Origin of the sequence: Yoonia sp. F2084L (genome assembly GCF_023015625.1) — a bacterium.
Taxonomy (GTDB): Bacteria; Pseudomonadota; Alphaproteobacteria; order Rhodobacterales; family Rhodobacteraceae; genus Yoonia.
In genome coordinates this window covers 360271-386945 of the sequence record NZ_JALKAH010000003.1, presented here as the reverse complement: position 1 = coordinate 386945, position 26675 = coordinate 360271, and the positions used below count along the sequence as shown (strand labels likewise).

The following is a 26675-nucleotide window of genomic DNA, read 5'->3' as shown; positions in this document are numbered from 1 at the left end:
GCGTCAATTCGCGATCTTCAAGTTGATCACTCAAACCCGCGCCAAAGTAGCGACTGATTGCCGCCCAGTTTGCTATGACTTAGGGGGCGGAATTCCTCGGCAAGTGCTTCCAGCTCCAGGCTTGGGGACAAAATCAGATAAGCCTCCAGCCATGCCATTTCAAAACTATCGAGCGTATCTGTGCCGTCAAAATAGCTTTGCACTTCACCCGAATAGGTCTCGCTTGCTTTGCCATCTGCGATGTCATCAACAGCAAATTTCACTATGCGGTCGAGCGCATTGTCGCACACGCCTCTGATCGACATGCCCTGTTGTTCGAGCAATAACGTCGTGACCACCAACGGCGTGATCGCGTGCAACTGGTAGTGCAGCGCATATTTCCCCCGGCGCATTTCTTGCGGCAAGCTACCGTCTTCAAGCGCTTGACACTGCAAGAAACTCGCCGACCACGCCGACCAACGCAACGCCACCGGATCATCGGTAATATCAGCCACCAAATTCACCGCCAAAGTCGCCCAAGCCCGCAAATTACCGCGTTTGGCACCTTGGGTTGCGTCCTCTTCCCAGAACAACATTTGCTCGGTGATGCGCGCGCCGAACCACTCTTCGATCACCGCGCGTTGCTGCGGGTTTGTGGAGTAGGGCGCGGCCTGACGGTAGGCAAAAGCAAACCCAGCCAGACGCGACCCGATCGAGAAATTCGCGGTAATCGTCTCCAACTCTGAAAACGCATCCGCCTCAGCCCAGATCGCCATTTGGCCGATCAGGCAATCAGCCTCAGCCACGCGTTCATCGCTGCCCACAGTAATCGCATTGGCGATCCGCGTCAGGTCGCGCAGGAAATCATCAATTGGGCCGAGGGCCGCATTTACCTCGGCGTTGCCCTCTTCATCAATGTCAGACCGCGTAGTGCTTTCGTCGGTGTAACGGCTGCCATAGCTCAGCGAAATCACGGGTTCAGGCGGCGCAGCACAGGCCAGAGCATCCTCATTTGCGTAAGCAATACTGGCCGGGGTCAGCATCATGCCCGCACCGATGAGTGTCGAAACCGTCTTTTTCATGTGCCATCCTCAAGGTTCAAAAGCGTCGTGATCGCGCGGGCCTTTTCTGATCCACTCTCAGCCGCGCGTTCCAACCACATCATTGCATTTTCAGGGTCCGGTGCCGTGCCCAACCCAAAGGCCAGCGCATAGCCAAACTCGGCCATCGCCGTGGTGTCGCCGCCTTGTGCCGCTTGCGCCAACCACTGGGTTGAGGTCGCCAGATCATTCGCCGTCGACGCTGTTTCACGCAAGAACATTGCATAGGTGCGCATCGCAAAAACATCACCGGAATTGGCAGCGGCCAGATAGGCGGCAGGCATATCAACTTGCGCCCCTATCAATGCCTGCGTTTCCTCATCCGTGCGGCGATAGCGACCCAGATAGCCGGGTAAAACAGCGGGATCAGAACTGACCGCGTCACGGATCATCGCAGCCGCGCGATCAGGACTATAGCCGGTCGTTGTCTTGTCCAGCGACAGCGTGAACAAGCCTCGCGCCGCCGTCTCGTCACCCAACGCAAAGGCCGCCTCGAACAGGTTTTCCGCCTGCACCACCGCATCAGGCGTCGCAATCGCATAGTGCCGCTCGGCCAGATCAACCATCGCCCAAGCATTGGCACCCGTTAGGTTCTGCGCAATCCGCATCCACTGGGTTTCCTGTGCGGTATCGCCAATATCACGCGATAGATCAGCCATCGCCATGACGTTTTTGTAATCACACGGCATCGCACTGACCGCGCGGGCGACATAGACGTCCCGCTCCAGCGACGCCACATGCGGGACAGCGAACACAAGCGCATCAAAATCGCCGTTCGCTGCAATCACATCGGCGTAATCCGCGTAGGTCTGTGCGCCAGTCGGATCATCTTCATCCAGCGTCGCCAGCAATTTTATCGCGGCCCCCTGCCCAGCCTGTGCAGGGCCTTCCAACAGGGCTTGCACCTGCTCCACACCATCGGTCGTATCGCTTTGATAATCCAAAATCGCCTGTGCCAACTCTAACGCCGCATCAGCACCTGAACGCAGATATTCCCGGCGCAACAAATCAAAGGCGACCAGCCGTTGTTCAGGGTTCTGCGCAAGCTCAAATTCCAGCTTGGCAAGCGCGCGCAACACATCGGGGAACTGCCCCGAATACTCTGCCCAGAACGCGCGAATATCCGGCGTGGCATTGGGCGCATAATCAAGGTGCTTGAGATAACTCGCCAGCGACGTCGGCCGCCCATAAAGCGCCTGAGACTGCAGCGTTGCAATCATCAGCGCGTTCTCTTCTGCGGTCAGCGAGATCAACTCTTGTGCGGAGAGGTCCAAATTGGCCGAGGCCGTCGCCGTCTCTTGCAAACGCCAATACTCAGCCTCAGCCAAACGCGGGCTATCGATGGCCTGACACATGAACGCACCGTAGAGATTCTTAGTCGGGGTGATCCCACCCAGCGTTGACACCGTCTTGCTGAGCAAATCGACGGCCCGTTCAAAATCGCCTGGATCACGCTGCGCGATCAACATCGTCGCCAATTCGCTGATGCCTTCGGTATCACCCAACTCAGCCGCACGCTCAAACAGCGCCATCGCCTCGTCCTGCGCAGCCCATCGTCCCCGCTCTGCCATCACAAGCTGGGCCAACCGGGTGAATACCCAACCCGGCGCGTCATCCAGTTCAGCCAATGCCTCCAGCGCTGCAATACGCTCTGCCTCCCGCCCCGGATATTCATCCGCGTAGGTTTCCAAAAACAGTGCAACACGGGTCAGGCCCGGGCGCTGCCCAGACGCAGCCGCTGCCTGAAACAGCGCAAAGGCGCGGTCGAGGTCTTTGTCCACCAGCGCGCCCGTTTCATAAAGGCGACCCAATTCGATCTGCGCATAAGGCAGACCCGCATCAGAGGCTTGACGCAGATACCGCAGCAGCTGTTCGTTGTCTTTCTCAAAACTCTCGGCTCGGACGTGGTATTCGACCACTTTCCAAGCCGCATTGGCATCCCCCAGATCCGCCGTGAACCGGAACCAATCATGGGCCAATTGCGCATCATTTTGGACAATATCGCCGTTGTGATACTCGCGGGCGATCCGGGCCGTGCGGTCGCAGATCGTGTCATTCATCTCGCCCACCAGTGACCCAAAAGCCATCGTCACGGCCAGATCCACCGGCACATCCCAGCCTTCCGGAGCATTACCATCAAGGGTCATCTGGCTTAGCGTCAAAAGCGCATCAGCATTGCCTGCATAGCCTGCTTCCAACAACAGCGCATTGGCGCGGTCAATGTCACGCTCGATCCCGATCCCATCGCGCAACAAACGAGACAGAATGTTCTTTAGTCGCGGCGACAAACTATCAGCATCAGCGGCCAGTTGGACCACCAATTGCCGATCACGCAGGCCGGCAAAGTCGCCTGCCGCTTCCAGTGCTGCAATGCGGGTGACAAGCGCGTTGGCCCCCGCAAAACTAGGGTCCGCATCAACCAGCCGGTCGATCATCACCTCAATTGTGTCCAACCAAAGAGAGGCATTGATCTGCTGCAAACGCCGGATATCGCGCTTGATCAACGTGGGCGACATATCAGGCAAGCGTTCCCGATCCCACCCACCCCACGTCGCCACAGTGACGGCTTCGGGTTCGCGGACCACGCAAACGGCGGTCGGCGACATTTCGGGTGGCCGGAATTCCAAATCAAGCGCTGCTCCACCGTCTTGTGCCAGCGCGAGCGCGGGCAAACAGGTGGCAATAACCAAGGGCAGCGCCTTGATCGGGTAACGGGAATTCAAACCACGCAGTCTCATGTGTCTTCTCCGGTTGACCTTACTTGAGGTAGCTGTTGTTGGTGGCCTCAGCCGTAAAACTGCCATCCGCCTCAGTCAGCACGATAGACACGCCTGCACCGCGCTGTAGATCAATGCCTGCGACCGTCGCGATGGTCTCGCCTTGCGCACGCACTTCGAAATCCAGCGTCAATGGGGCACGTAAGCTGACCGTTTCGCCTGACATGGATGCCACATCACCAACCGCGACGGTGTCGGCCAAAGGCACATAAAGCTCGACGTTTTCGGCGTCTGACAGGTTGTAAAGCGTCACATCGGCCTTGGCGGGGTCATTCACGATTTCGTCTTGAACAATCTCGACCGTTTCATCGTCAAGCATGATCAGCGTGTAATGCGTGCTGGGCCCTGCCGCGAGCGAGGTTGATCCGCTGGAGGCGCTGATATCAATGTCGCCGGGCATGACGTTCACAAAACCGGATACGCCAGTGTCGATATCGCGCAAGGTTGTGCCGTCGATAGCGACGAAACTTTGGCCCGGTGCGACGACGCGCACAAAACTGGAATTGGGGGCAAAGACATCTTCGTAAAGCCCTTCGTCATTGGCGAGGGCAGAGCCCCCTTGAATGGCGATCAGGGCTGCAAGTGTGAACAGGGAACGGGTCATGATTTTTCCTCTAGGGTGTGAGTGGTGCAAGCGAAAATACTGGGTTCAGAAGCAAACGGCTCGGACATCGTAAAAGTCACAGATTGGGCGCCGTCCTGCCAAAGACCGGTCAGCGGCATGTAAAACCGCCCCGTCCGCGCAAGGCGAGCGCCGCGCACGATCGATTTGGTGCGTGTAGCACCATCGGCAGAGCGAAAAACAAAATCAGCCTCCAGCCCCACAGACCGGTTGGTATCGACCAAAAGCGTGTCATCAGGGCCCAGATCATAGGCAGACAGGTCCACCTCGACGCTGGTGTCAGTCGCGACAGACGGCAGCTGATAGGTGCAGGTCCGGCCAGCAGCGGCGATCAGCTCGCGCATCGGCTGGTCGCCATATTGGGCCAAATTGTTGTAGATTGGGTTTTCCCAGATCAGGAATTTGGGCCGGGTTTCCTGAAACTCGGTCGAGGTAAGATAAGACAGCATCGCGCCATATTGGTTACCACCTGTCAGGGCGTAATTGACGACCTCAAGCTCGGAATATTGCGCGATGAAGCCGGGAAAATTGTTGATGGGACTGTCGGAAAACGACGTCCCTGCCATCGCAATCGGGATCGATGCCTCAGCCTCACCAAATAGGTCTAGTCCACCCTCGGCTACACCATCAGACTGAATTTGCTCGGTCTGATAGATGGTCGAAACCGCCTCTGGCAGGGTTCCAGTGCAATGCTTTTGCAAAATCCGCCGCATCCCCGAAAACGCGATATCAGTGCCCTGGGGCATCGTCTCAAATGCCGCAGGGGTCAGGTCATCAAAACCGGGCAAACCGCGGATCGTCTCGGCAATGGCGCGCGCTGTTTCACGGGCGCCGCTGGCAGACCAGTGAAAGTCCGCCTTAAAGAACGGCAAGTCATCGGCAGGGGCATCCAGCATCGCAGACCGGGCATCCACGGTGACCACGCCGACCGCCGCCAAACGTTCCAAAATGTCGTCATGCACGCGCGTAGCGATCTCTAGGTCGAACCCATAAAGCGATGCGGCATCGGGCAAGTAGTCGGGCATCGTGACGCTTTTGGTCGGTATGGGGACGTAGATCAGCGTTGTGCCACTTTCGGCCAATGCCTCTGACAAAGCCGCCAAATCCGCAACGATCTGGTCAGAGAACGGATGCGCCATGCGCAAATCCGCGTTGATACGAAAGAACACGCCATCTTTGCCTTCAACCGCTGGCAGTTCTTTGTTTTGCTCCAACCCGTAGCAGCCAAAGTTTGACGCTTCATCCTGCGCCAGTGCCAATCCGGGTGCGACCATCAGGCCAAGGGTCAGCATCGTCAGCAATTTCATTGCGTTACCTCCAATCGCGCGGTCTCAAGCCCGCGCCTTGCGTCGTTCAAAACTGGGATCAGGTTTTGCGCGGTCACTTGCGTGGTCAGTGATGATGACGTGAGCGCCGTTTGCAAAAGCCCGTCGGCCTGCTCTAGATCGTCTTCCGTCTTGGCCGGATCGCGTAACAACATCACCGCCAGTTGCAAGGCGAGCTCTGCCGCTGCATCCCCGCCCGCGCGCTCTACAATCTGCGCAAGCTCACCGTCCAAAGGTCCAAATGGCGTGCTTTGACTGTGATACCGAAAGACCGCATCAATCGCATGGGAATTGCCTGCGCGTGCATAAGTTAGAATGACATTCTTAAAGACATTCGCACGACGTGGGCCCAATTCATCCGCCGGAATGCGATCCAGCGCTTTGATCAGATTGGCGATGGCCCCGCCCCGCCCAGTTGCGGCTGCCATCCCGTAATAATGGGCCACGTCAGCGGCAGGCACGCTATCACCTTGGCGGTCCAGCCATTGCGCAAACCGCAAGGCAGCAAACCCATCGCCAATATCGGCCAGTTGACGCAACTGCGCAGTCGAGATCCGCTGCCCAGCAGCCAAAGCACGGCGCGCCGCTATCAATTCCTCGGTCGGCAATTCAGTCGAGGACCGGATGCCGCGCACCATCTCAACCGTGATCCGATGCGGCTCAATACCGTCTTGTGCAACCAGCGGGGTACTGGCGCAAAAGGCCAAACAGGCCGGGATCAAAAGCGCTCTAAGCATCGCCAACCGCCTCCGCCTCAGTCATGGCATCTAGCAATTCAGGATCGCTCAGATATCGCACAGGGAATTCCCAGATCACGACGGGTGGTGGCGCCGCAGGATCCATCTGATCCAAGAATAAATCCATTGGCGCGACCGGCCCTTGGCCTTCACGGGCATAGTTGATCACGTCATGCGCCAGCGCCAATTTCAGCGCTTCGACAAAGCTCCAGTTTGGGTTTGCCGAATAGCTGGTGCCAACCAAAACCAACGGTGTTGGACCGCTGTTGCCAAATAAGTCCAGATCGGCATCCAATGCCTCTTCGGGCTGCGCCACATAAGGTACGACCGTTTCGGCAGGCAGACCAACCGCGGACGCAAGGCCGTCTGATGTCACAAAGGAAACCAAGTCACCAATGAATTGCACCGGCGCTTGCGCTTCGTCCGCAAAAGCCGTCTCGCCCAACGCGATTAGGTTTGACACAGCTACGGCCTCGGCGACAGCCGCAGCCCCCGCATCGGTCCAGTGGGTATCGGTGCGGAAAAACGCATCGGGTGTCGCCGCCAAAGCCGGGCGGCTATCAACATGGGCAATGCCTTCAGACGCCAATGCCGACAAAAACCAGTCGTACCCAATTGCGCTCTCGCGGGCCTGTTCATCGGCATTTGCATGGTTACGCAACACGTCCAACTTGGCAGGCACAGGAACCACAACCAACGCACTGCCGACCTGCCGCAACTGCGCATCAACATCAGCTATCCATGCCAACGCGTCCTGGGCCAAGGCGCCTTCACGCACCACAGAGCGAAACTCTTCGCGGGTAAACAGCCACCCTTTTTCGCCCGCCACAACGCCGTCGCGCCCTTCGTTCAGCAGCACATAACGGGCAGCGCCCACCAGCCCGACCGCCGGTTCGCGATGCGGCAGATTTGCGCGGTAAAGCGTATCAACCTCTGCCGTAAATGCGCCCTTGAGGAAGCCATCAACGCTCGGCCCATCCACATCAGAACGCAGCAAAACAATATTCGCAAAGATTGCATACCCAAAGAAAGCAATGGGAAGCAGCAGTTTCACAGCGACTATGTTGGACATCATCTCGCGCCTCTCAGAACTGGAAATACAGGAAGGGTGAAAAGCTCTGCTCAGCGAGCTTCAGCACAGTGAATGCCCCGATAATCAGCACCATAAAGGTTGCCGTTATCTGCAGCGCAGGATTGGCCACCGCCACTCCGCTACCGCTGATCTGGATATCCGCATCGCCGTAAGCGGCATGCAAGCGCGGTTCGATAAACACGACGCCAGCCGCAATAAACGCCAGCGTCATGCTTTCGCGGGTCACTGACAACCAAACCTCTCGATCGCCCATGAAACCGTTCAACCCGATCATGCCGCCGTAAATTTCAAACGCCTCGCCGAAATGGGTCGCGCGAAACATGATCCAGCCGATCAGCACGAAAAACAACGTCAATGGCAGCGCATACCAGTGGCTCGCGGCGCGCCGGTCCCAGCCCAGATATCGTTCAGCGGCCAGCAGTCCACCATGCCAAAAGCCCCAAAGCACAAAGGTCCAGTTCGCCCCATGCCATAGACCACCAAGGACCATCACGGTCATCAGATTGAGGTAAGTGCGCACCGCCCCTTTGCGGTTCCCACCTAGTGAAATGTAAAGGTAATCGCGCAGCCAGTTCGACAGCGAGATATGCCAACGCCGCCAAAACTCTGTGATCGACCGGCTGATATAGGGAAAGCGGAAGTTCTCCAAAAACCGGAAACCCATCATCTTGCCCAGACCAATCGCCATATCGCTATAGCCGGAAAAGTCGAAGTAAAGCTGCAGCATATAGGCTACAGCCCCGGCCCAAGCGAGCGCCATACCGGGGTTTTCGGTCGCGAACGCAAGGTCAGCCAGTGGTGCCACGGCATCGGCCAAAATAACTTTCTTGCCCAATCCAATCAGAAACCGCGCCAGCCCGTCGCAGAACAACTCAACCGAGTGGTCACGCTCGCGAAACTGATCCTCAAGGTCTTTGTACCGCAGGATCGGCCCCGCAATCAGTTGCGGGAACAGCGCGATGAAGGCTGCGAAATCGACAAACCCGGCATCCGCCGTCGCATCACCCCGATGAACGTCAATCAGATAGCTAAGCGCTTGAAACACATAGAACGAAATCCCTATCGGCAGGATCAACTGCCAATGAACGCCAAGGCCCGCGGCATCCGTACCGACCAGAGCGGCAAAACTGTCGATAAAGAAATTGAGGTATTTGAAAACGCCCAAAACGCCCAAACAGCCGACAACACCAAGGGTGAGATAAGCCTTGCCCCGCTGCGTCCCGCGATGCTGCGCGATCTTTTGACCGACCAGATAGGTGAACACTGTCGTCAGGAACAACAGCCCCAAGAAATCAACCCGCCACCACGCGTAGAACACATAAGAGCCGAGCAGTATCGGATACGACCGGAACCGCACCGGCGTCAGATAGTAGACGCCCAAGAACAGCGGCAAGAACAGGAACAAAAAGGACTCAGACGAGAAAACCATCAGTTATCCCCATCCCAAAGACAGGTCACCGGTTCTGCGCGAAAGCTCTCTACAGCACCGGCCGCGATCTCGATCTCTTGCGCGCCTTGCAGGTCACCAATGATCTGATCCGCCTGCCTGACGATGTCACCGCCCAGAAAACGCGGGAATTGCTGGCTAAAATCATTGCCAGCCAAAAGCAGTCGATCGGCCGAGCTTGACGCGAGTCCTGTGCGGTTGCCCACAAAGACATTCTGCGCCACGACAGTGTCAGTCCCGCTGACCTGATCGCCGACAAACAACCCCGTACTGCGATTGCCAAGGAACGCATTCTCAACAACATCGCTTTGGCGGCTGGCGCGAATAATCGCACCTTTTTGGCCATTGCCGATGGCAATGTTCCGGGTGACAAAGGCGCAATCACTATCCGCAACAGTGATCCCGGCCTTGGCGCTATCCCACACAAAGTTACCCGTAATCACCGTATTCACACTGGCCCGGTCAACCGTAATGCCCGCCCGTGTCGCGGCCATGACAACGTTGCCTGCCACATGTGTATCGTCCGACCGATCCGTGATGCGCAGCCCACTGCTTAGAAACAGATTGCCACTGACATGGCTTTGTTTGGCTGCACGCAGCGCCAGATCGCTCTGCGTTGTGGTCGCAAAAAGGTTACTCTCAACCACCGCACCCGTCGTGCCAATCAGCGTCAGATCACCGCCGTCTTGCAGCACACTATCGCGGATGAACGACGGCCCAATCGCCGCATAAAGCCCTCGGTTCGAGATCGAAAAACCAGAGAAAAGCGCGGTTTCACCGAACCCCAGCGCCGAAATCTTTGCATCCGAAACACGCGCCATACCCGTGCCAGCTGTCGTCACGAAGGGTGCAAACATCGGTACTTGCGGGTTGATTTCCGGCGTACCTGCCACAGTCGCGCCATCAATGAACAGCGCACCAAAGTTCGCCAGAAAAGCACCATCGCTACGGCTGAGCAGTAATGTATCGCCCCGCTCCAGCACCAGCGCACCGCCGGGCAATACAACGAGCGGGGCGCGCAGAACATCGCCATTCATCATGCCACGGGCCTCTGGCTGCGTGGCCAACCAACGGCGGATATCGGTCAGGCTGCGCTGACCGTCCTGCACCGCAATCACCTGCGGCGCCTCAGACGATTGCGCACGCACGACGGACAACTGATCATTGGCCCCCGCTGAAATCGCCAGTTGCACCAGCGCAATGCGCAGATCAATCAGTTGGACAGTGCCCGCGCCAAATGACACGGCAGGTGGCAAAGGCTGTGCGTCACTCGCAACATCGTCTAGCAAACCTTGCGCATCCGCGATCATCTCTGCCGGATCGCCGCCGCCTACCGCGCGTTCCACCAAGGACGGATACAAATCATCCGCCGCAAGTTCCAACGCCTGAAAACGCTCCAGACCATCCGCTGATGCAGGAGAGCCCAAGATCGCCGCAACCAGCCACATATGCCAAACGGCTTTACGCATGCGACATCCGACCCAACTGCAGCTCTGACGCCACCGAAGTCTTCATAGTGACCAAAATCACATCGATGATGTCGTTTGAGGTATTCGTCAGCGCCACACGTTCGCTGACGTCTAGCAAAATCCGCTCGCCATTGACCAAGCTTCGGCGGCTGAACCCATCAAACAGCTCCAACCCGCCGCGACCGGTAATCATCTGTCGCCCCGGCAACGGATCAATCGAAATCGAGGATCCCGCGTTGATTTGCAGCACCGTCATTTCATAATCGCGCGAGGTCATCACCTGCTGGCTGCTACCCCAATGATGCTGGCGCGCGAGGTGACGAACAGACTCGCGGCGTGTCTCGGCCTTCAGCGTTTCAACGACCGTTTTCACGTCCTGACACTTGCCGCGCGCCGTCACCAACAACGCGTCAGGCGTGTCCACCACGATGACATCAGACATGCCCACCACCGCAACCAACCGCTTATCAGATCGTACCAGTGAGTTCTGCGTATCAACGGCGATCACATCGCCCTCAAACACATTGCCGTCCTCATCGGCGCGGCCAATGGAATGCATTGAGGTCCAGCACCCCACATCGCTCCATTCCACATCGATAGGCGCAAGGGCCACGGATTTCGCGTTCTCAAAGATCACACGCTCGGTCGGTTCATTGACCGCACGGCGGAAACTATCAGGGTGCAGGGTCAGGGTGCTGTTGACATGCTCGCCCATCTCAACCGCTTGTCCAACGGCCTTGTGGGTTGCAGGTTCCAGGCGCGCGAATTCCTCAATGATGGTCGTCGCCGTATAAAGTGAAATCCCCGATGCCCAGTAAGAGGCACCCGAATTGACCAAGGCCACAGCCTTGCCAATGGGTGGTTTTTCCACAAACTCCGCCACACGGTGCAAACCATCATAGTTGGTAAACGGCCCACCATCAGTGATGTAACCATAGCCGATTTCTGGATAAGCCGGCTTGATCCCAAAGGTCACAATGCGTCCTTCATTGGCCGCGCGGCGCATCGCAAATATCGGGGTATTCAGATTGCCCGCGATCATATGATCGGAAGGCAGAACCAGCATCAGCCCTTCAGGCTGCGCGTCCGCCAACACCATCGCCGCGGCCAGCACGGCAGGCCCAGTATTGCGCGCCATCGGCTCGCAAATGATCGTTGCATCGCATTGGATCTGGTCTAGCTGCTGCTGCACGGTCTGCTTATGCTGCACGGCGGTGACGACAATCGGTTTGCTGTATCCCTTGCACCGATGCCGCTGCACCGTGGCCTGGAAGAACGTGAGCGACCCATTGCCCGCCACCGGCTGAAACTGCTTGGGGCTTTGCGTGCGCGACATCGGCCACAGGCGCGAACCCGTGCCACCGCAAAGAATAACTGGCGTAATGTCCTGCATATTATCAAAAATTCCTGTTGTGCGCTTTGATGAGAAAAGCGGTTTGCGATCCGTCTTCAGAACTTGCAGTGCGGGTGTGCCCCGCGATCACGTGCCTCCGGTCAGTTGCGGGAAAATCTCTCTGCGAAAACGCAGTCGCGCTGTTTGATCGACGACCAATTCGGCACTGGCTGGATCAACGGGGGTAATCTGCGCGGTCAGCAAATTGACGTTCTGCGCCACATCTGCAGGTTCGGTCAGATCAACGGTGACAGGCACAACCTGCCCATCACTCAGCACCAGTTCGGCCTGGTCGCCTGCTAACAAACGGGCGGCGCCCTCAAAACTGATCTGCGTTGTAGCCTCAACCGACGCGTCATTGCGGATCAGTTTGATCAGCGGCGTGCCTGCCAAAATCGTGGCCCCTTCATAGAACCCCGGCAGGGCCTGCATCTCACATTCGCAGGGCATTTGAACGCTCAGCAGATCGCCGGAATTTGCGCTGATGGAATAGGCCACCTCGCCAAATCGCGCTTGATCATTGGCATACGATATCTGTCCCGCCGCTGTCGCGCGCAGGGTGTCGCCACTGATCCCCAGCGTGACAGGCCGCGCCTCATAGCTGAACATGAAACGGTCTTGGATCACGTTCGCGGCCAGAAAGATAAGACCTGCACTTAACCCCAAAACGGCCAGATGGCGGACGCCGTTACCAACGCGCTTGGTAAATCCTGGACGCGCAGCAGGCACATTTTCCTTCACCTGCGTCGGACCGGTATAACCAAGAAACCGGCCCACCGTGACCAGATCACCGGCCAAGTGGCTGTTCATGATGTACCGCAGCGGGGCCAGATGGCTGCCCACCGGATCACAGAACCGCAGTGAGATGTCAGCGCTATCTGACGCGCCAACCTTCTCAACATCGACCTCTGCATAGAGGTTCACCGAGAACCCTTCGAAATCAAACCGCAGCACTGCCGTCTCGCGCGCACCATGTTCCGCAGGCGGCAACAATCCCGACACATTGGCGTGGGTCACAGAGATGGATTTGCCCTCCATCCGCCGCTCGCCGACCTGCACGGTAAAGGGAATCTGCAACTGAGGGTGTTCGTCCTGATAGATAAAGCCGTTTGAGATTTGCGCCTCAGGCTCAAGGATCAGCGTAGCATCCGTATCGCTCATGATGGTTTCCTATTCTTGGCCGTCATCAGACAACGCCAGTCAGATAAAGGACGCCGATCATCAGCCATCCCAAAGTCAGTATGTGAAGGTAAGAGGAACTGGCCCCGATCACACGGCGGCCCAGTGAAACGCCCTGCACAGCGCCGCCTCCGCCCTGCCGGGTCCATTTCTGGCGGTCGAGGCGGAACAGCACATAGCTTTTGACCATCGCGCCGTAGAGCTGGCCGAAGTACAGCAAGCCGGTATAGACAATCGGGAAACTGCGCCCGCGAAACAGGCAGATCACAGTGCAGAAAATGTAGCGGGTCAGCATCACCCACGCGATGTAACCGGGGATCACCAACGGGTTAAAAAATATTGCGGCGACAATCGCGCAAAGCGGTCCAGCCAACGTCGTCCAGATCGACAAGCGTTGATCCAGAATCGACCACCACGTAAAAAACCCAATCCGCGAAACAGGCAATTCCAACGCCCGCCCGTTGGTCCGCAGCATATTCCCAAACCAACGCACCATCAGGACCGAGGCGCTGGCGAAAAACGTAGGTTTCGGCTGCGTTTCCATCGAACTGCTAGCCACATCCGGCAGATAGGCCAGCTCATACCCGTTCTTCATCAGCCAGAACCAAGTGGATTTGTCATCACCTGTAAGGAAGTTCACTCGACCCAGACGCCAGTGATCGATGTAGTCGTTCTGCACTGCATCAATGAAATCGCTATCGGTCGCAAGGTTTCCGCGAAACACCGACATCCGGCCCGTCAGCGTCAGCACGCGATTGCTTAGCCCCATTGAACACATCATCACCTGCCGCTGGTCAAAGCGCAGCTCAAACCAGTCACGAAACAACCCCGGCTTGGGGATCTCAACCTCTTCGTCCGTCGTCAGCGCACCGACCTTGGGGTCGGTGAAAATAGGTGCTGTCTGCGCCACGATATCCTCTGGCACACAGCTATCGCCATCCACGAAAATCACGATGTCATGCGGTGTCGGGCAGGCCCGCGCAATGAGGTTCAGCGCCTTGGCCAGCGCATCACGTTTCCCGGTGCCGGGAATGCGGTCGATGATCAGTTCGACGGACGCCATATCCACGGGCATCGTCGCATATAGCTGACGGATCAGCCGTTCATCTGCGCCATCCACAACAGACGCTACAATCGTCGCGCCATTCTCAGACCGCGCAGCGGCCAGAAAGATGCTCCGATAGACGGGAATCGTGACATCAGGCTCGATCTTGTAAGAGGTCGTCAGAAAAAACGCATGTGCCCGATGCGGCTGTGCGGCGTAGGCCGCAAAAGCACGGGCCTTACGGCGGGGGTATGCAATCAGCCTAAAGATGATCGCGCGGGTAAAGTTGATGATTGCCCAGCTATAGCGCCATGCGCCCAACACCCCCATGACCAATAACGCCTCGCGCGCCTCGCCCAACAGTGCGGCTGGCACCATCGACGCCAGCAAAACGATGACGGAAAGATATGCGAGGTGACCAATCACCAGCAGATGCCTTCGTAGCCGTCGCCGCTGACCAGATCGCGGTTGATGCGGGTCAGATCGACCATCGGCTTGGACTTTGACGCAACACCCAACGGGCCAACCGCATCCTTATAGTAATTGCCGACAACAATCGCATCCGACCCATCGATCAGGGTCGACAAGTCCATCACCAAACGATCCTTCAGATCAGGCACGACATCATTGCCGCGGCCAGCGGTCGAATTCTCGTTCGCATAAGCCTCATGGACAAACGGGTCATAAACCTCGACCGCAACACCCGATTTGATCAAGCGCGCGGCAAGCTCTGCCAGAGGGCTTTCACGCATATCATCGGTGCCGGGCTTAAAACTAATCCCAACAAACCCAACCTTTTTGGCGTTCGACCGCACCACCAAAGTCTGGGCCTTGGCAATCTGCGCTTCATTGGCGTCCAGCACCGCATTCAACAGAGGCGCAGGCGTGTCATTCACCGTGGCCAAATGCCGCAAAGCGCGCACATCCTTAGGCAGGCACGACCCGCCAAAGGCAAAGCCGGGCCGCATGAAATAGGGGGACATGTTGACCTTCAGATCAGAGCACAGGATTTCCATCACTGTCTGACCGTCCAACCCGCAAGACTTTGCGATATTGCCAATCTCATTGGCAAAAGTGACCTTCACCGCGCGCCATGTGTTTGAGGTATATTTCACCATCTCGGCGGTACGCACATCAACGGTATGGATTTTACAGTTCAGGTCAGCATTCAGTTCCGTCAGGATCGCGCGGGTCGGATCATCCATCGCACCAAAGACGATCAGACCGGGATCATAGTAGTCCTCAATCGCAGTGCTCTCGCGCAGAAACTCGGGATAATAGCCCATCCCAAAGCTCTGCCCTGCAACCTTGCCCGACGCGGCCTCCAACACCGGGACACAGGTGCCTTCGGTGCTGCCCGGCACAATTGTCGAGCGGATGATAACAGAATGAAAACTATCCTTTTTCGCCAAAGCCGCACCAATCGTTTGGCAAACAGCTTCCACATATTTCAAACCAACTGACCCATCAGGCGCGCTTGGCGTGCCGACACAAACAAAGGAGGCGTCAGTGTTGGTAATCGCGTGATCAACGTCGTCGGTGGCGGTCAAACGACCCGCCGCAACAACGGTCGCAACCAGCGCGTCGAGTCCATTCTCAACAATTGGCGACTGGCCGTTATTGATCGCATCAATCTTGCCGGGATCGACATCCACAGCAATCACTTCATGGCCGTCCTTGGCCAAACACGTAGCCGCAACGACCCCCACATACCCAATCCCGAAAATGCTAATCCGTGCCATCAATGTCGCCCTTGAAAACCGACGACCGCCCACGAGTCGTCTTCTCTTTTGACGATGCTGTGCTGCAGCAAAATTCGTTAGTCAGGAAAAACCCTACAGGGTAAGGAAAATTTTACCTTCCCATAAAACATTGAATAAAAACGTCTATTTCTTACGGAATGTAGTATTGCGTGTGCCGCAACGCAGCAATTTGGCGCAAAAAACAAGCACATTTCAGCCGAACCGGCGACGCACACTCGCGCATCGGCACAAGTCAGCCGAGCCAGCCTTGTTCAAGAACGTAGTCAACCAGCTTGGACCGATCACTGAGGCCTAATTTCTGGCTCGCGCGGGCTTTATAGGTATCGACCGTTTTGCTGCTAATCTTCAGATCATAAGCAATCTGCTTCGCGCTCAGCCCGCGAGCAAAACTAATAACAATCTCTTTTTCGCGCTCGCTGAGGATCTCTTCACTCGGTCGATCGGCCAGCATGGGCCGCAACTGCGAACCAAAGTCTTTGTCAAAATAGACACCCTCATCCAGCACCGCCTCAATCGCAATCTCAAGCTGGTGCAGCGTTGCATTCTTTGACACGCAACCGCGAAACCCCGCGTCCATTACGGCACGCAACATCGAGAGGTTCACGGTGAAACTATAGCCCACCAATAGGGCGTCGGCATGGGCCATGCGCATGTTGCGGCTAAAGTCAGAGAGATCATTTTTCGCTGTCAACTCAAGATGTGCCGGATCAACGATCAAGACATCAGGCGCAAACTCTGTCACGGCTGCCACCAAGTCCGCCGCCTGATCGACATAGCGACATTCCAACGATGGTTGGTTGGTTAAGTGACTGGCCAAAACTTCTGCCAAAACCGGATTGCGGTCCGCAATCAGCACCAGACTTCGCGATGAGGTTGATCTTTTCTTCAGCATCTTCGTGCCAGACGCATTTATCTTGGGGGGGGTGCGCAGTTCCATAAAGGATCGTGCTCCTGGTTGTCGCTGCGCTCTTCTCCTCCCCGATCAAGGCGCAAATGAAATGACTATCTGAATTTTGCAATGCGGCACCCTGTGGCGCGACCAATCGTAACTTAACCTATCTCCAATGATGCAAAACCCACACGGCCTGCACACATCCCTGCACCATTAAAGACCAGTTTAGTATGACAATGCAAAAATGGGATGAATACCGAACTTTAGACCCCACGGCAGATTATCGCCTGAGTCTTTGCGCGGTTTGAACAAATCTTAGCCGATGTGCAAAACCGCCAGCCGAGGTTCGCGACGCCTGTTTCAGTCTAACGGCACCATTATGGGTTAGTCTAGGATTGCTTCGGAAAACCTAATGTGTTGCAGTTGTGAAGGGTGTATCCACGAGCAAAAGCTGATACTGCGTGGGTCGGGTTTTTCACCGTTGCGTGAAACGCAGCTCTAGTCTTGCTGCATCCTGCTTAAACGTCCGCATCGCATCCGAGGTGCGGCGGTGCAGCAAGAAAGCACCACATCCGTATTGGGCGTATTTCGTTGAAAAACTCTTCCTTGCTCGACGGCTAAACTGCTGATTCAATTCCTGTAATGGAGGGGAGGATCAGCCATGATGGGACCGAGACAGGAAGCGCAGGCGGCGCTGTTCTACGAGTTCTCGCTGGAAGATCACGTTCCCCAAGACCACTTGCTGCGCTCGATTGATCGCTTCGTCGATCTGAGCAGCATCCGGGCCCATCTCGCAGACTTCTACAGCCACACAGGCCGTCCTTCCATCGATCCTGAGCTTCTGATCCGCATGCTGCTGGTTGGCTACTGCTTCGGCATCCGTTCGGAGCGGCGGCTGTGCGAAGAGGTGCATCTGAACCTTGCCTATCGCTGGTTCTGCCGTCTCGATCTGAACGACCGTGTTCCCGACCACTCCACCTTCTCGAAGAACCGGCATGGCCGTTTCCGCGAGAGCGAACTGCTGCGCCACTTGTTCGAGACGACGGTGGCGCGGTGCATCGAAGAAGGCTTGGTCAGCGGCCAGCGCATGGCGATTGATGCCAGTCTGATCGAAGCAGATGCCAACAAGCAGAACTCCACACCAAAGGAAGAATGGAACGCGGAGAACATCGATCCAAAAGACGCCCCCCGCGCGGTCCGCGAGTATCTCGACACGCTGGATGATGCCGCGTTTGGTGCGGCGAGCGAGGTGCAGCCCAAGTTCACTTCTCATTCTGACCCGGCGAGCCAATGGACCGCGGCCCGCAAAGGGCCGGCATTCTTTAGCTATTCCGACAACTACCTGATCGACACGGACCACGGCGTCATTGTCGATGTTGAAGCCACGCGATCAATCAGGCAGGCCGAGGTCGGTTCGAGCAAAACCATGCTGAAGCGGGTGAAGGAACGGTTTGATCTGCATCCCGAACGGCTGATCGCCGACACTGCATATGGCACCGGGCCGCTTCTGGGTTGGCTGGTCGATCGCCAGATCGCGCCGCACATTCCAGTGTTCGACAAGTCCGGACGCAACGACGGAACCTGGACCCGCGCCGACTTCGAATGGGATGCAGAGAACGACCAATACATCTGCCCCGAAGGACACGCCCTCAAACAGTTCCGGCGTAACTACTCAGACCCGAACCGAGGTCCGACCGGCAAGGGCGTGGCGCGGTATCGTGCTTTGAAGCTGATCTGCCAAGCCTGCCCATCCAAAGCCAAGTACTGCCCCAACGCAGACGCGCGCAAGACTACCCGCGAAGAACACGAAGACGCCCGCCAGGTCGCCCGAGACATTGCCAAAACCAAGCAGTACGAAATCTCGATGAAGCTCCGAAAGAAGGCCGAGATGCTGTTTGCCCACCTCAAACGCATCCTTGGACTGGGTCGCCTCCGATTACGTGGCCCATGCGGCGCAAATGACGAATTCCTCCTCGCCGCCACCGCCCAAAACCTCCGCAAATTAGCCAAGCTCTTTCCTGCACCGCAGCATTCGCGAAAAGCCTGACCAGAAGGGCGTTCGCGCACCGTTCTAAGCACCACTTTCCGCGCCTGCAACACGTTGTTTTTCCACAGAATCAGCTCATTGCAGACCTTCGCGGCACCATGCACCGATCTCTTCTTTCATTCCTTGACGTATCGGTTCAATCTTGCCGCGATACTGCCCAACAACGATAAAAATGTGACCACCTGACCGCGTGACATGGACTAATTTATCGTCTATGCGAAAGACAAATCAGATGACGAAAGGGCCGCAAGATGGCTGAACATAAGCACGGCGAAATGGATACTTCAGTTCAGGAAAAAACCTTTGATGGTTTCATGAGCATGACAACGAAAGTGTCGATTGGCATCATCGTTCTCCTGATCTTCCTTGCATTGATCGCCGTCTAACACCCGATGGATCGGCGCAGCTTCCTGATCGGCCTGCCGTTGGCGCTATCTGCGTGCACCGCGCAAGAGGTTTGGGCACCTGATGAATTGGTTTCGCGCGCAATCCATCGTAAGCCCGGGCGCAACTATCTGACGCTTTATACCATGAAAAGAGTAGGCTCCGGCAGTGGCGCCCACTCAGCACTGCTGATCAACGCCAGCCAACGTGTTCTATTTGACCCAGCAGGATCATTCGAACAAGAGGTCATGCCAGAGCGTAACGATGTCCTGTTCGGCGTGACCCCGCGACTGGAAAACTTCTATGTCAGTTTCCACGCACGCTCGACGTTTTACGTCGTTGGGCAATCGGTGGACGTATCGCCAGAAGTTGCTGAACAAGCGCTCAACTTGGCGATGGTGTCAGGACCGGTTGCGCAAGCCAATTGCGCGCGCGTCACATCACGCATCCTGCGGCAGTTGCCAGGGTTTGAAACCATTCGCCAGACATGGGGACCGGGTCGGATTTCGGATGACTTTGCCAAGCTGCCCGGCGTCACCACGCTGGAATACCGCGAAGACGACGCGGACGATAAAACCCTCGCGCTGGAAGAAATCTCTCGCATTCTCAAAGAACGGCCGTGATACCCATCGCCCCGTAAAGGGTTACTGCGCCACCCAAAATCGCCCACAGCACATTGCGCGTCCAAACGCCGATCAACACGGTGGCAAGGGCGGCCAGCAGGCGTATCGGGTCAAATTGACCCTCCGTTGCAATCGGCCAAATCACCAAGGGTGCGACCATGCCGGGCAGGACAGCCACAGGCGTGTACCGCAGCAAGCGCAGCACGAATGTCGGCATCGGCCGGTCCCCAATCAGCCCCAGAAACGAGAACCTGATCAGGAATGTGCCCACCCCCATGATGATAATGATCATCCAGATTTCAAAGGTGGAATAGCTCATCGCGCGCGCCTTTCCATCCAGATCTCGACCAGCGCACCAGTCAACATCGCTGAGGCTGCCGCGATCAACAGCCCCGTTCCTGCAGGCATATTGACGAGCAACAACCCAACCGACACAGACACAGCGGCGGCGGCCACATGCGCCAGCGATTTCAGCATGGGTGCGACCATCGCGAGGAACATAATCGGCATGATGAAATCCAGCGCCCAAGCCTCGGGGATCGCCTGCCCTGCCAAAACCCCCACGAGGGTCATTCCCATCCAAAACGGCGTAATCGGCGTCGCAACCCCAAGGAAATAAGACACCCGTTCGGCCACCGTCATCTCTGGCCGCGCCTCGTACCGCGCAATGGAGGTGATATAGGTCTGATCGAAGTTTAAATAAGCAATAAACGCCCGTTTCCACAGCGGAGCCGCCCCCAGATAAGGTACCAAGGACGCTGAATACATCGCCATCCGCAGGTTCACCGCCAGCGCGGCGAGCAGCACAAAGGCAATGCTCGCGTTTTCAACCATCAACTGAATAGCCGCAAACTGCGCCGCACCTGCGATGACCAGAACGGTAAATCCCATCGCCTGCGCCAAGGTCAGCCCGGCATCGGTCGCGATCACGCCAAACAACACCGAAAACGGCACCGCCATCAAGATAAAGGGCGCACCATCACGCACCCCGGCCCAATAGGCCGATCTCGCCGGTGTTTTTGGCTGTGTTTTCATAGTAGAAGTCGTCATGGCTTTGCCCTAGCTTGGCCGCGTTGCAACAGCCTTAACCACGCAAGCGGGAAATGACAATTGGCGCGGATCGACGACACCTCTGACTACCTGATCGCGCCTGATCCGGGCGCGCAGCGCTTGACCCGCGCAGTGGGCGGCACCGACCAGAACGGCGAGGCGATCAACATCAACGTTGTCGAAGAACGCCCGCTGACGATCTACCTGAATGCGCAGGAAATTGTCACTGCAATGACAATCGGCGACTATCCCGCCTACCTCGCGCTTGGCTTCCTGCGCAATCAGGGGATGCTGCATGAAGGCGACGTGATCAAAGGCGTCGACTACGACGAAGAACTTGAAACCGTGGTTGTGCGCACGGAAAACCAAACCACCTACGAGGACAAGCTCAAGAGAAAGACCCGCACCAGCGGCTGCGCCGTCGGCACGGTCTTTGGCGACATGATGGAAGGGCTCGAAGGCGTCACGCTGCCCGACGTGCAGGTGCGCACCTCCGACCTGTACACCCTGGCCGCCACCATCAACCGCACGCCATCGCTCTACCTCGAAGCGGGTGCCATCCACGGCACAATCCTGTGCCAAGGCAACCGCCCGCTGGTCTATATGGAAGACGTGGGCCGCCACAACGCCGTGGACAAAATCGCAGGTTGGATGTTGTCGGAAGGCGTCAGCGCCGCAGACAAAACGCTCTACACCACTGGGCGGCTTACGTCCGAAATGGTCATAAAAACCGCCATGATGGGCATCCCCATCCTCGCCTCTCGCTCTGGTTTCACCGCATGGGGGGTCGAGATCGCGAACCAAGTCGGCCTTACCCTGATCGGACGCATGAAAGGGCAACGCTTCGTCTGTCTTGCCGGAGAAGAACGCCTCATCCGCGACGCTGACCCTGCACAGGTCGCCGAAGAACCCCGCAAAACCGGGCGCAAGGCAAGCACATGACCCGTTCTTCATCTTGGCCAATAAACTCCCGCCGGAGGCTACAAGAACTGCCACCTGCGCAGGTGTCCCAATGAAACAACCCCTCGGCGTCATCCTCGCAGGCGGCCAAGCCACACGCATGGGCGGTGGCGACAAGGGTCGGCTGCCATTGGGCCGAGGCACAATCATCTCGCATGTGATTGCCCGTCTGGAACCACAAGTCGCAAGCCTCGCCCTGAATGCCAACGGCGACCCCAGCCGTTTTGCCGACCTGAACCTGCCTGTCATCCCCGACAGCATAGACGGCTTTGCCGGCCCTCTCTCCGGTGTCCTTGCAGGCCTCGACTGGGCCGCGGCCCAAGACGCCACCCACATTGTCACCGCCGCCGCTGACACGCCATTCTTTCCCTGCGATCTGGTGCCGCAATTGCTTCAGGCTGCGGAAAACGCAGGCACCCAAATCGCCCTCGCGCGCACACCGGGCGGACGGCACCCAACTTTCGGTCTTTGGCCGACCGCCCTGCGCGACGACCTGCGTCAAGCGCTGCAAGACGGCCTGCGCAAAGTCGTCCTTTGGACCGACAAACACGGGTGCGCCACGGCGCATTTCCCCGACGACGCGGCCTTCTTCAACGTCAACACCCCCGATGACCTGACCAAAGCGGAAACCATGTTATGAAAATCTATGGCGTCGTGGGCTACAAAAACGCCGGCAAAACCGGACTGATGGAACGGCTGGTGACCGAGATCACCGGGCGTGGGTTCACCGTTTCCACCCTCAAACACGCCCACCACACCTTCGACGTCGACCACCCCGGCAAGGACAGCTATCGACACCGGCACGCAGGCGCACACCAGGTGCTGCTATCCTCGCGCGCGCGCTGGGCGCTGATGACAGAACTACGCGACAACGACGAACTGCCGCTCGCGGATCTGCTGCAACACCTGGACCCCGTCGATCTGATCCTTGTCGAAGGCTACAAACGCGACGACCATCCGAAAATCGAAGCCTACCGCGCCGAGACAAACCACCCCCTGATAGCCAAGGAAGACCCCACCATCCGCGCCGTCGCCAGCGATTGTGCATTGGACGTGACCCAACCTCTTTTTGACCTCAACGACACCAAAGCCATCGCCGACTTCATCCTGTCAGAGGTCGGGCTTTGACTTTTGACAAAGTCATTATGGTCGATTGGTCCGGCGGCAATGATCGGGGGCCGCGTCCTGTCAAAGACGCGATCTGGGCCTGTATCGGCACTGCTGGCATCGCGGGTGAACCCATCTATCTGCGCAACCGCCAACTGGCCGAAGATTGGCTGGTCGACACCCTGACGACGCTTCAAGATGCTGGCCACCGGGTGCTTGTCGGCTTCGACCTTTGCTTTGCCTATCCTACCGGCTTTGCCACCCAACTGGTCGGCTCAGAAGACACACTTGCGCTTTGGGATTGGTTCGAAGCCCGTGTGCAAGACGACCCCAAAGCCAACAACCGGTTTGATCTGGCAGGCGAAATCAACGCGATGTTCCCCGGTACTGGACCCTTCTGGTTCAATGGGCTGCCACGCGATATCGCGCATCTTCCGCGCAAGGGGCTTGATCGCACGTCAGATCACGGGCTAGCCGAAAAACGCGCGGCAGACGTCGCCATTCCCGGAAGCTTTTCACCATGGCAACTGGCGGGCGCGGGGGCTGTCGGCGGGCAGGTCATCATGGGGCTGCCAGTACTGGCGCGCCTGCGACACCGGTTTGGCAAAGCGCTGTCTGTTTGGCCGTTTCAGCCACCCGAGGCACAAATCGTCTTAGCTGAGACCTATTTTTCACTCCTGCCCGATCTTGTAACGGCTGACCCAGAGCCCATTCGAGATGCCGCACAGGTTTCTGTGTATGCCCGTGCTTTCTCGGCATTGCCCGCAACCGACATGGCAACGCTAATGGCGGTGGACGCGACAGCTGAAGGCTGGGTGCTGGGGGCCGGACAAGCCGCGTTGTTGCGTAAAGCGCTCATCAGCAACCCACCCCTTCTGAAAAACGACTGCTTTGCTATGCCACAAGGCGCCTATTGGACCCCCGTCGCAGAAGCACAAAACCACCTGCGTGACCGCCTCACCTGCGTCATGCCCGCAGAGGACGTCGCACTCAAAAACGCCGCAGGGCGTTTTCTTGCAAAAGACGTGCACGCCACCCGCGCGCATCCGCCTGCGCCAAATGCCGCCGTCGATGGCTACGGGTTCGCCGGACCCGCACCCGAAGGGATTGTACGCCTGCCGTTGGTAGACGGCCGCTCAGCCGCGGGCGCGCCCTATCATGGCCACGTACCCGCCGGTCATGCCATCCGCATCCTGACCGGGGCCAACCTGCCCCAGGGTGTCGATACGGTCGTGCTGCAAGAAGACGTCAGCGCCAATGGCACTGAAGTCAATTTTCATGGCCCCCTCAAGAAAGGCGCAAACGCCCGCGACGCAGGCGAGGACATGGTGCAAGGCCAGACGATCCTGACGCAAGGGCGCAAGATCACTCCCGGGGATTTAGGCATGATGGCAGCGGTGGGCGTGAGATCCGTCAGCGTGTTCAAAACGCTGCGGGTTGGCGTTCTGTCAACAGGGGATGAATTGCGCGAAGCCGGCGAGGCCGCAACCGACGGTGAGATCTTCGATGCAAACCGGCCCATGCTGTGCGCCTTGGCGGCAGGCTGGGGCTATCAGGTTGTTGATCTGGGGCGGGCACCAGATGACCGCGATACACTGCGCATGATCCTCGATGATGCCACACATAAATGCGACGTGATCCTGACGTCAGGTGGCGCATCCGCAGGTGACGAAGACCATATGTCAGCCCTGCTGGAAGGCACCGGCTCTCTGGCCCTTTGGCGGATCGCAATGAAACCCGGACGCCCGCTCGCACTTGGCCTTTGGAACGATACGCCCGTCTTTGGCCTGCCCGGCAATCCGGTGGCGGCGATGGTCTGCGCTTTGGTCTTTGCGGCACCTGCGCTCAGTGTCATGGCGGGCGGCACATGGACAGAGCCTGCGCGCTACATGCTTCCTGCCGGTTTCACGAAGTCCAAAAAGGAAGGCCGCCGCGAGTATCTGCGCGCACGATTGGAAAACGGACAGGTCACGATTTTTGCATCCGAAGGATCAGGACGCGTCTCGGGCCTAAGCTGGGCCACAGGGCTTGTGGAATTGGACGATCCGGCGCAAAAGGTCGGATTTGGTGACCCTGTCGCATATATTCCGTTTAGCAGCTTTGAATAATGAAAATTACAGTCGGCATTCCACACAAAGACCGCGAAGAGGCGGCGGCCCTCTATTGGGAGGCTTTCGGCGATAAGCTGGGCTTTACCATGGGGCCGAAATATCAGGCGCTGATGTTCGTCCGCTCTGTGCTGCGGCCCGATCACGGGATCTGTGCGCATGATGACGACGGGCGGCTTTTGGGGATTGCAGGGTTCAAAACCACGCAGGGCGCATTGGTCGGCGGGGGTTTTCGTGACCTGCAGCGGACCTATGGCTGGGTCAGCGCATCCATCCGGGCGCTACTGCTGGCCACGCTGGAACGGGATACCGAAAACGAACGCTTCTTGATGGATGGGCTTTTCGTGGCCCCCGAAGCGCGCGGTCTTGGCGTTGGCACGGCATTGCTGGATGCGGTGGCGGATGAGGCGAAGCGGCGGGGCTATACGCAGGTCCGGCTTGACGTTGTAGATACCAACCCAAGGGCGAAGGCGCTCTATCGACAGGTAGGTTTCAAAGAAGTCAAGACGGTCGAGATTGGCGTGCTCAGGCATATCTTCGGCTTCAACGCGTCCACAACAATGGTGCGCAACGTCTAGCCGGACCCGATAATCGCACCGGCGGCAAAGACCAGCGCACCGCCCAAAACCACCTGAAACACGGCCTTCAGCCATGGGGTTTGCATAAAGCGGTTCTGGATCCACGCAATTGCCCAAAGTTCCACGAAGACCACAATCAAAGCAATGATCGTTGCCGTCCAAAAGTCAGTTATCAGATACGGCAGAGCATGGCCCAGACCACCAATCATGGTCATCACGCCAGCCGCCAAGCCCCGCTTATACGGTGAACCCCGCCCCGAAATCTTGCCATCGTCCGACGCGGCTTCGGTAAAGCCCATCGAAATCCCGGCACCCACGGATGCCGCCAAACCTACCAAGAACGTCGTCCAGGTATCCTGGGTTGCAAATGCCACCGCAAAGATGGGCGCCAAGGTCGAAACAGAGCCATCCATGAGGCCCGCCAAACCCGGCTGAACCCAAGTCAGCACAAACTGCCGATGGGCGGCGGCTTCTTCCTGTGACTTTGTATCCCCATCCAAATGCGTGTCCGCCAGCGCTTGCGCCTTATCGGTATGGCCTGCCTCCGCCGCTGCCAAATCACCCAGCAGTTTGCGGGTCGCCGCATCACTGGTGGCAGCCGCCGCAGTCAGATAAAACCGCTCTGCATCGCGTTCCATCTGGGCGGCCTCATCGCGGATCCGCGCAAGACCAAGGTTTTCGACCAGCCACACAGGACGACGAGCATAGAACCCCGATACATGTTCGCGTCGAATCAACGGAATGACCTCACCAAAGCGGGCGCGATGCAAGTCAATTAGGCGGCGACGGTGGACGTCCTCTTCCTCAGCCATACCATCAAAAATCGCGGCTGAGGCCGGATAGTCCCCGCGCAGCGTTTCAGCATAGCCGCGATAAATGCGGGCATCATCTTCTTCGGATGAAATGGCCAAGGCCAGAACCTCTTGTTCGGACAGCTCATTGAACCGACGGCGGTAGCCAAATCCATTTAGCATAACATGCTCCTACTTTAGAATAG

Annotated in this window: 24 protein-coding genes; 8 read left to right on the top strand and 16 right to left on the bottom strand. The window is 57.6% G+C overall.

Annotated features, from left to right (window positions below; all coding sequences use genetic code 11):
* Positions 1-26: 26 nt before the first annotated feature.
* The 13 genes from MWU60_RS10610 to MWU60_RS10550 all read right to left on the bottom strand — a co-directional run bounded on the left by MWU60_RS10610 (position 27) and on the right by MWU60_RS10550 (position 16866).
* On the bottom strand, positions 27-1061 hold the full coding sequence (locus MWU60_RS10610) for an alginate lyase family protein (RefSeq protein WP_247227259.1): 1035 nt from the start codon (positions 1059-1061) through the stop codon (positions 27-29).
* Entirely contained in the window at positions 1058-3817 is a 2760-nt protein-coding gene (locus MWU60_RS10605; RefSeq protein ID WP_247227253.1) for a hypothetical protein, read from the bottom strand. Before MWU60_RS10605 ends, MWU60_RS10610 begins: the two co-directional genes overlap by 4 nt.
* A 19-nt stretch (positions 3818-3836) precedes the next feature.
* Positions 3837-4460: an alginate O-acetyltransferase AlgF gene (locus MWU60_RS10600; protein WP_247227252.1), complete on the bottom strand. Its 624-nt coding sequence runs from the start codon at positions 4458-4460 to the stop codon at positions 3837-3839.
* Positions 4457-5785, bottom strand: a complete 1329-nt coding sequence (locus MWU60_RS10595; RefSeq protein WP_247227251.1) for a hypothetical protein — start codon at positions 5783-5785, stop codon at positions 4457-4459. Before MWU60_RS10595 ends, MWU60_RS10600 begins: the two co-directional genes overlap by 4 nt.
* Entirely contained in the window at positions 5782-6540 is a 759-nt protein-coding gene (locus MWU60_RS10590) for a hypothetical protein (RefSeq protein ID WP_247227249.1), read from the bottom strand. Before MWU60_RS10590 ends, MWU60_RS10595 begins: the two co-directional genes overlap by 4 nt.
* Positions 6533-7612 (bottom strand): hypothetical protein, encoded by a 1080-nt coding sequence (locus MWU60_RS10585; RefSeq protein ID WP_247227248.1) that lies wholly within the window; start codon positions 7610-7612, stop codon positions 6533-6535. The genes MWU60_RS10590 and MWU60_RS10585 overlap by 8 nt, the downstream gene beginning before the upstream one ends.
* A 13-nt stretch (positions 7613-7625) precedes the next feature.
* The gene (locus MWU60_RS10580; RefSeq protein ID WP_247227247.1) at positions 7626-9062 is read right to left on the bottom strand and encodes an MBOAT family protein; all 1437 of its coding nucleotides are present in this window, start codon (positions 9060-9062) and stop codon (positions 7626-7628) included.
* The gene (locus tag MWU60_RS10575) at positions 9062-10549 is read right to left on the bottom strand and encodes a NosD domain-containing protein (protein ID WP_247227246.1); all 1488 of its coding nucleotides are present in this window, start codon (positions 10547-10549) and stop codon (positions 9062-9064) included. Before MWU60_RS10575 ends, MWU60_RS10580 begins: the two co-directional genes overlap by 1 nt.
* Positions 10542-11942 carry a sugar phosphate nucleotidyltransferase gene (locus MWU60_RS10570; RefSeq protein ID WP_247227245.1) on the bottom strand — a complete coding sequence of 467 codons (1401 nt, stop codon included), beginning with the start codon at positions 11940-11942 and terminating at the stop codon, positions 10542-10544. Before MWU60_RS10570 ends, MWU60_RS10575 begins: the two co-directional genes overlap by 8 nt.
* 87 nt (positions 11943-12029) lie before the next feature.
* A complete protein-coding gene (locus tag MWU60_RS10565; protein WP_247227244.1) occupies positions 12030-13103 on the bottom strand; it encodes a hypothetical protein in 1074 nt (357 codons plus the stop codon).
* Between the two features lie 25 nt (positions 13104-13128).
* Positions 13129-14592 carry a glycosyltransferase gene (locus MWU60_RS10560; protein WP_247227243.1) on the bottom strand — a complete coding sequence of 488 codons (1464 nt, stop codon included), beginning with the start codon at positions 14590-14592 and terminating at the stop codon, positions 13129-13131.
* The gene (locus MWU60_RS10555; protein ID WP_247227241.1) at positions 14589-15908 is read right to left on the bottom strand and encodes a nucleotide sugar dehydrogenase; all 1320 of its coding nucleotides are present in this window, start codon (positions 15906-15908) and stop codon (positions 14589-14591) included. Before MWU60_RS10555 ends, MWU60_RS10560 begins: the two co-directional genes overlap by 4 nt.
* Positions 15909-16161: 253 nt before the next feature.
* On the bottom strand, positions 16162-16866 hold the full coding sequence (locus MWU60_RS10550; protein ID WP_247227240.1) for a response regulator transcription factor: 705 nt from the start codon (positions 16864-16866) through the stop codon (positions 16162-16164).
* A 616-nt stretch (positions 16867-17482) separates the two neighbouring features.
* On the opposite strand from MWU60_RS10550, the gene MWU60_RS10545 reads away from it, so the two are divergent.
* The 3 genes from MWU60_RS10545 (at position 17483) to MWU60_RS10535 (ending at position 19875) form a co-directional block, all read left to right on the top strand.
* The gene (locus MWU60_RS10545; protein ID WP_247227239.1) at positions 17483-18868 is read left to right on the top strand and encodes an IS1182 family transposase; all 1386 of its coding nucleotides are present in this window, start codon (positions 17483-17485) and stop codon (positions 18866-18868) included.
* 251 nt (positions 18869-19119) lie between these two features.
* The gene (locus MWU60_RS10540; protein WP_247227238.1) at positions 19120-19254 is read left to right on the top strand and encodes an aa3-type cytochrome c oxidase subunit IV; all 135 of its coding nucleotides are present in this window, start codon (positions 19120-19122) and stop codon (positions 19252-19254) included.
* 6 nt (positions 19255-19260) lie between these two features.
* Entirely contained in the window at positions 19261-19875 is a 615-nt protein-coding gene (locus MWU60_RS10535; RefSeq protein WP_247227237.1) for a hypothetical protein, read from the top strand.
* On the opposite strand, the gene MWU60_RS10530 is transcribed toward MWU60_RS10535, so the two are convergent.
* A complete protein-coding gene (locus MWU60_RS10530) occupies positions 19859-20194 on the bottom strand; it encodes an AzlD domain-containing protein (RefSeq protein WP_247227236.1) in 336 nt (111 codons plus the stop codon). The genes MWU60_RS10535 and MWU60_RS10530 overlap by 17 nt on opposite strands.
* Positions 20191-20925: an AzlC family ABC transporter permease gene (locus MWU60_RS10525; protein WP_247227234.1), complete on the bottom strand. Its 735-nt coding sequence runs from the start codon at positions 20923-20925 to the stop codon at positions 20191-20193. The genes MWU60_RS10530 and MWU60_RS10525 overlap by 4 nt, the downstream gene beginning before the upstream one ends.
* Positions 20926-20985: 60 nt before the next feature.
* Between MWU60_RS10525 and MWU60_RS10520 the strand changes: the two genes are divergently transcribed.
* The 5 genes from MWU60_RS10520 to MWU60_RS10500 all read left to right on the top strand — a co-directional run bounded on the left by MWU60_RS10520 (position 20986) and on the right by MWU60_RS10500 (position 25678).
* The gene (locus MWU60_RS10520; protein WP_247227233.1) at positions 20986-21867 is read left to right on the top strand and encodes a formate dehydrogenase accessory sulfurtransferase FdhD; all 882 of its coding nucleotides are present in this window, start codon (positions 20986-20988) and stop codon (positions 21865-21867) included.
* A gap of 70 nt (positions 21868-21937) precedes the next feature.
* Positions 21938-22525 carry a molybdenum cofactor guanylyltransferase MobA gene (mobA, locus tag MWU60_RS10515; protein WP_247227232.1) on the top strand — a complete coding sequence of 196 codons (588 nt, stop codon included), beginning with the start codon at positions 21938-21940 and terminating at the stop codon, positions 22523-22525.
* Entirely contained in the window at positions 22522-23013 is a 492-nt protein-coding gene (gene mobB / locus MWU60_RS10510; RefSeq protein ID WP_247227230.1) for a molybdopterin-guanine dinucleotide biosynthesis protein B, read from the top strand. Before mobA ends, mobB begins: the two co-directional genes overlap by 4 nt.
* A 17-nt stretch (positions 23014-23030) precedes the next feature.
* Positions 23031-25100 carry a gephyrin-like molybdotransferase Glp gene (glp, locus tag MWU60_RS10505; RefSeq protein WP_247227493.1) on the top strand — a complete coding sequence of 690 codons (2070 nt, stop codon included), beginning with the start codon at positions 23031-23033 and terminating at the stop codon, positions 25098-25100.
* The gene (locus tag MWU60_RS10500) at positions 25100-25678 is read left to right on the top strand and encodes a GNAT family N-acetyltransferase (protein WP_247227229.1); all 579 of its coding nucleotides are present in this window, start codon (positions 25100-25102) and stop codon (positions 25676-25678) included. The genes glp and MWU60_RS10500 overlap by 1 nt, the downstream gene beginning before the upstream one ends.
* Here the strand turns inward: MWU60_RS10500 and mbfA are convergent.
* The gene (gene mbfA, locus MWU60_RS10495) at positions 25675-26652 is read right to left on the bottom strand and encodes an iron exporter MbfA (protein ID WP_247227228.1); all 978 of its coding nucleotides are present in this window, start codon (positions 26650-26652) and stop codon (positions 25675-25677) included. The two genes, MWU60_RS10500 and mbfA, sit on opposite strands and share 4 nt — an antisense overlap.
* Positions 26653-26675 lie beyond the last annotated feature (23 nt).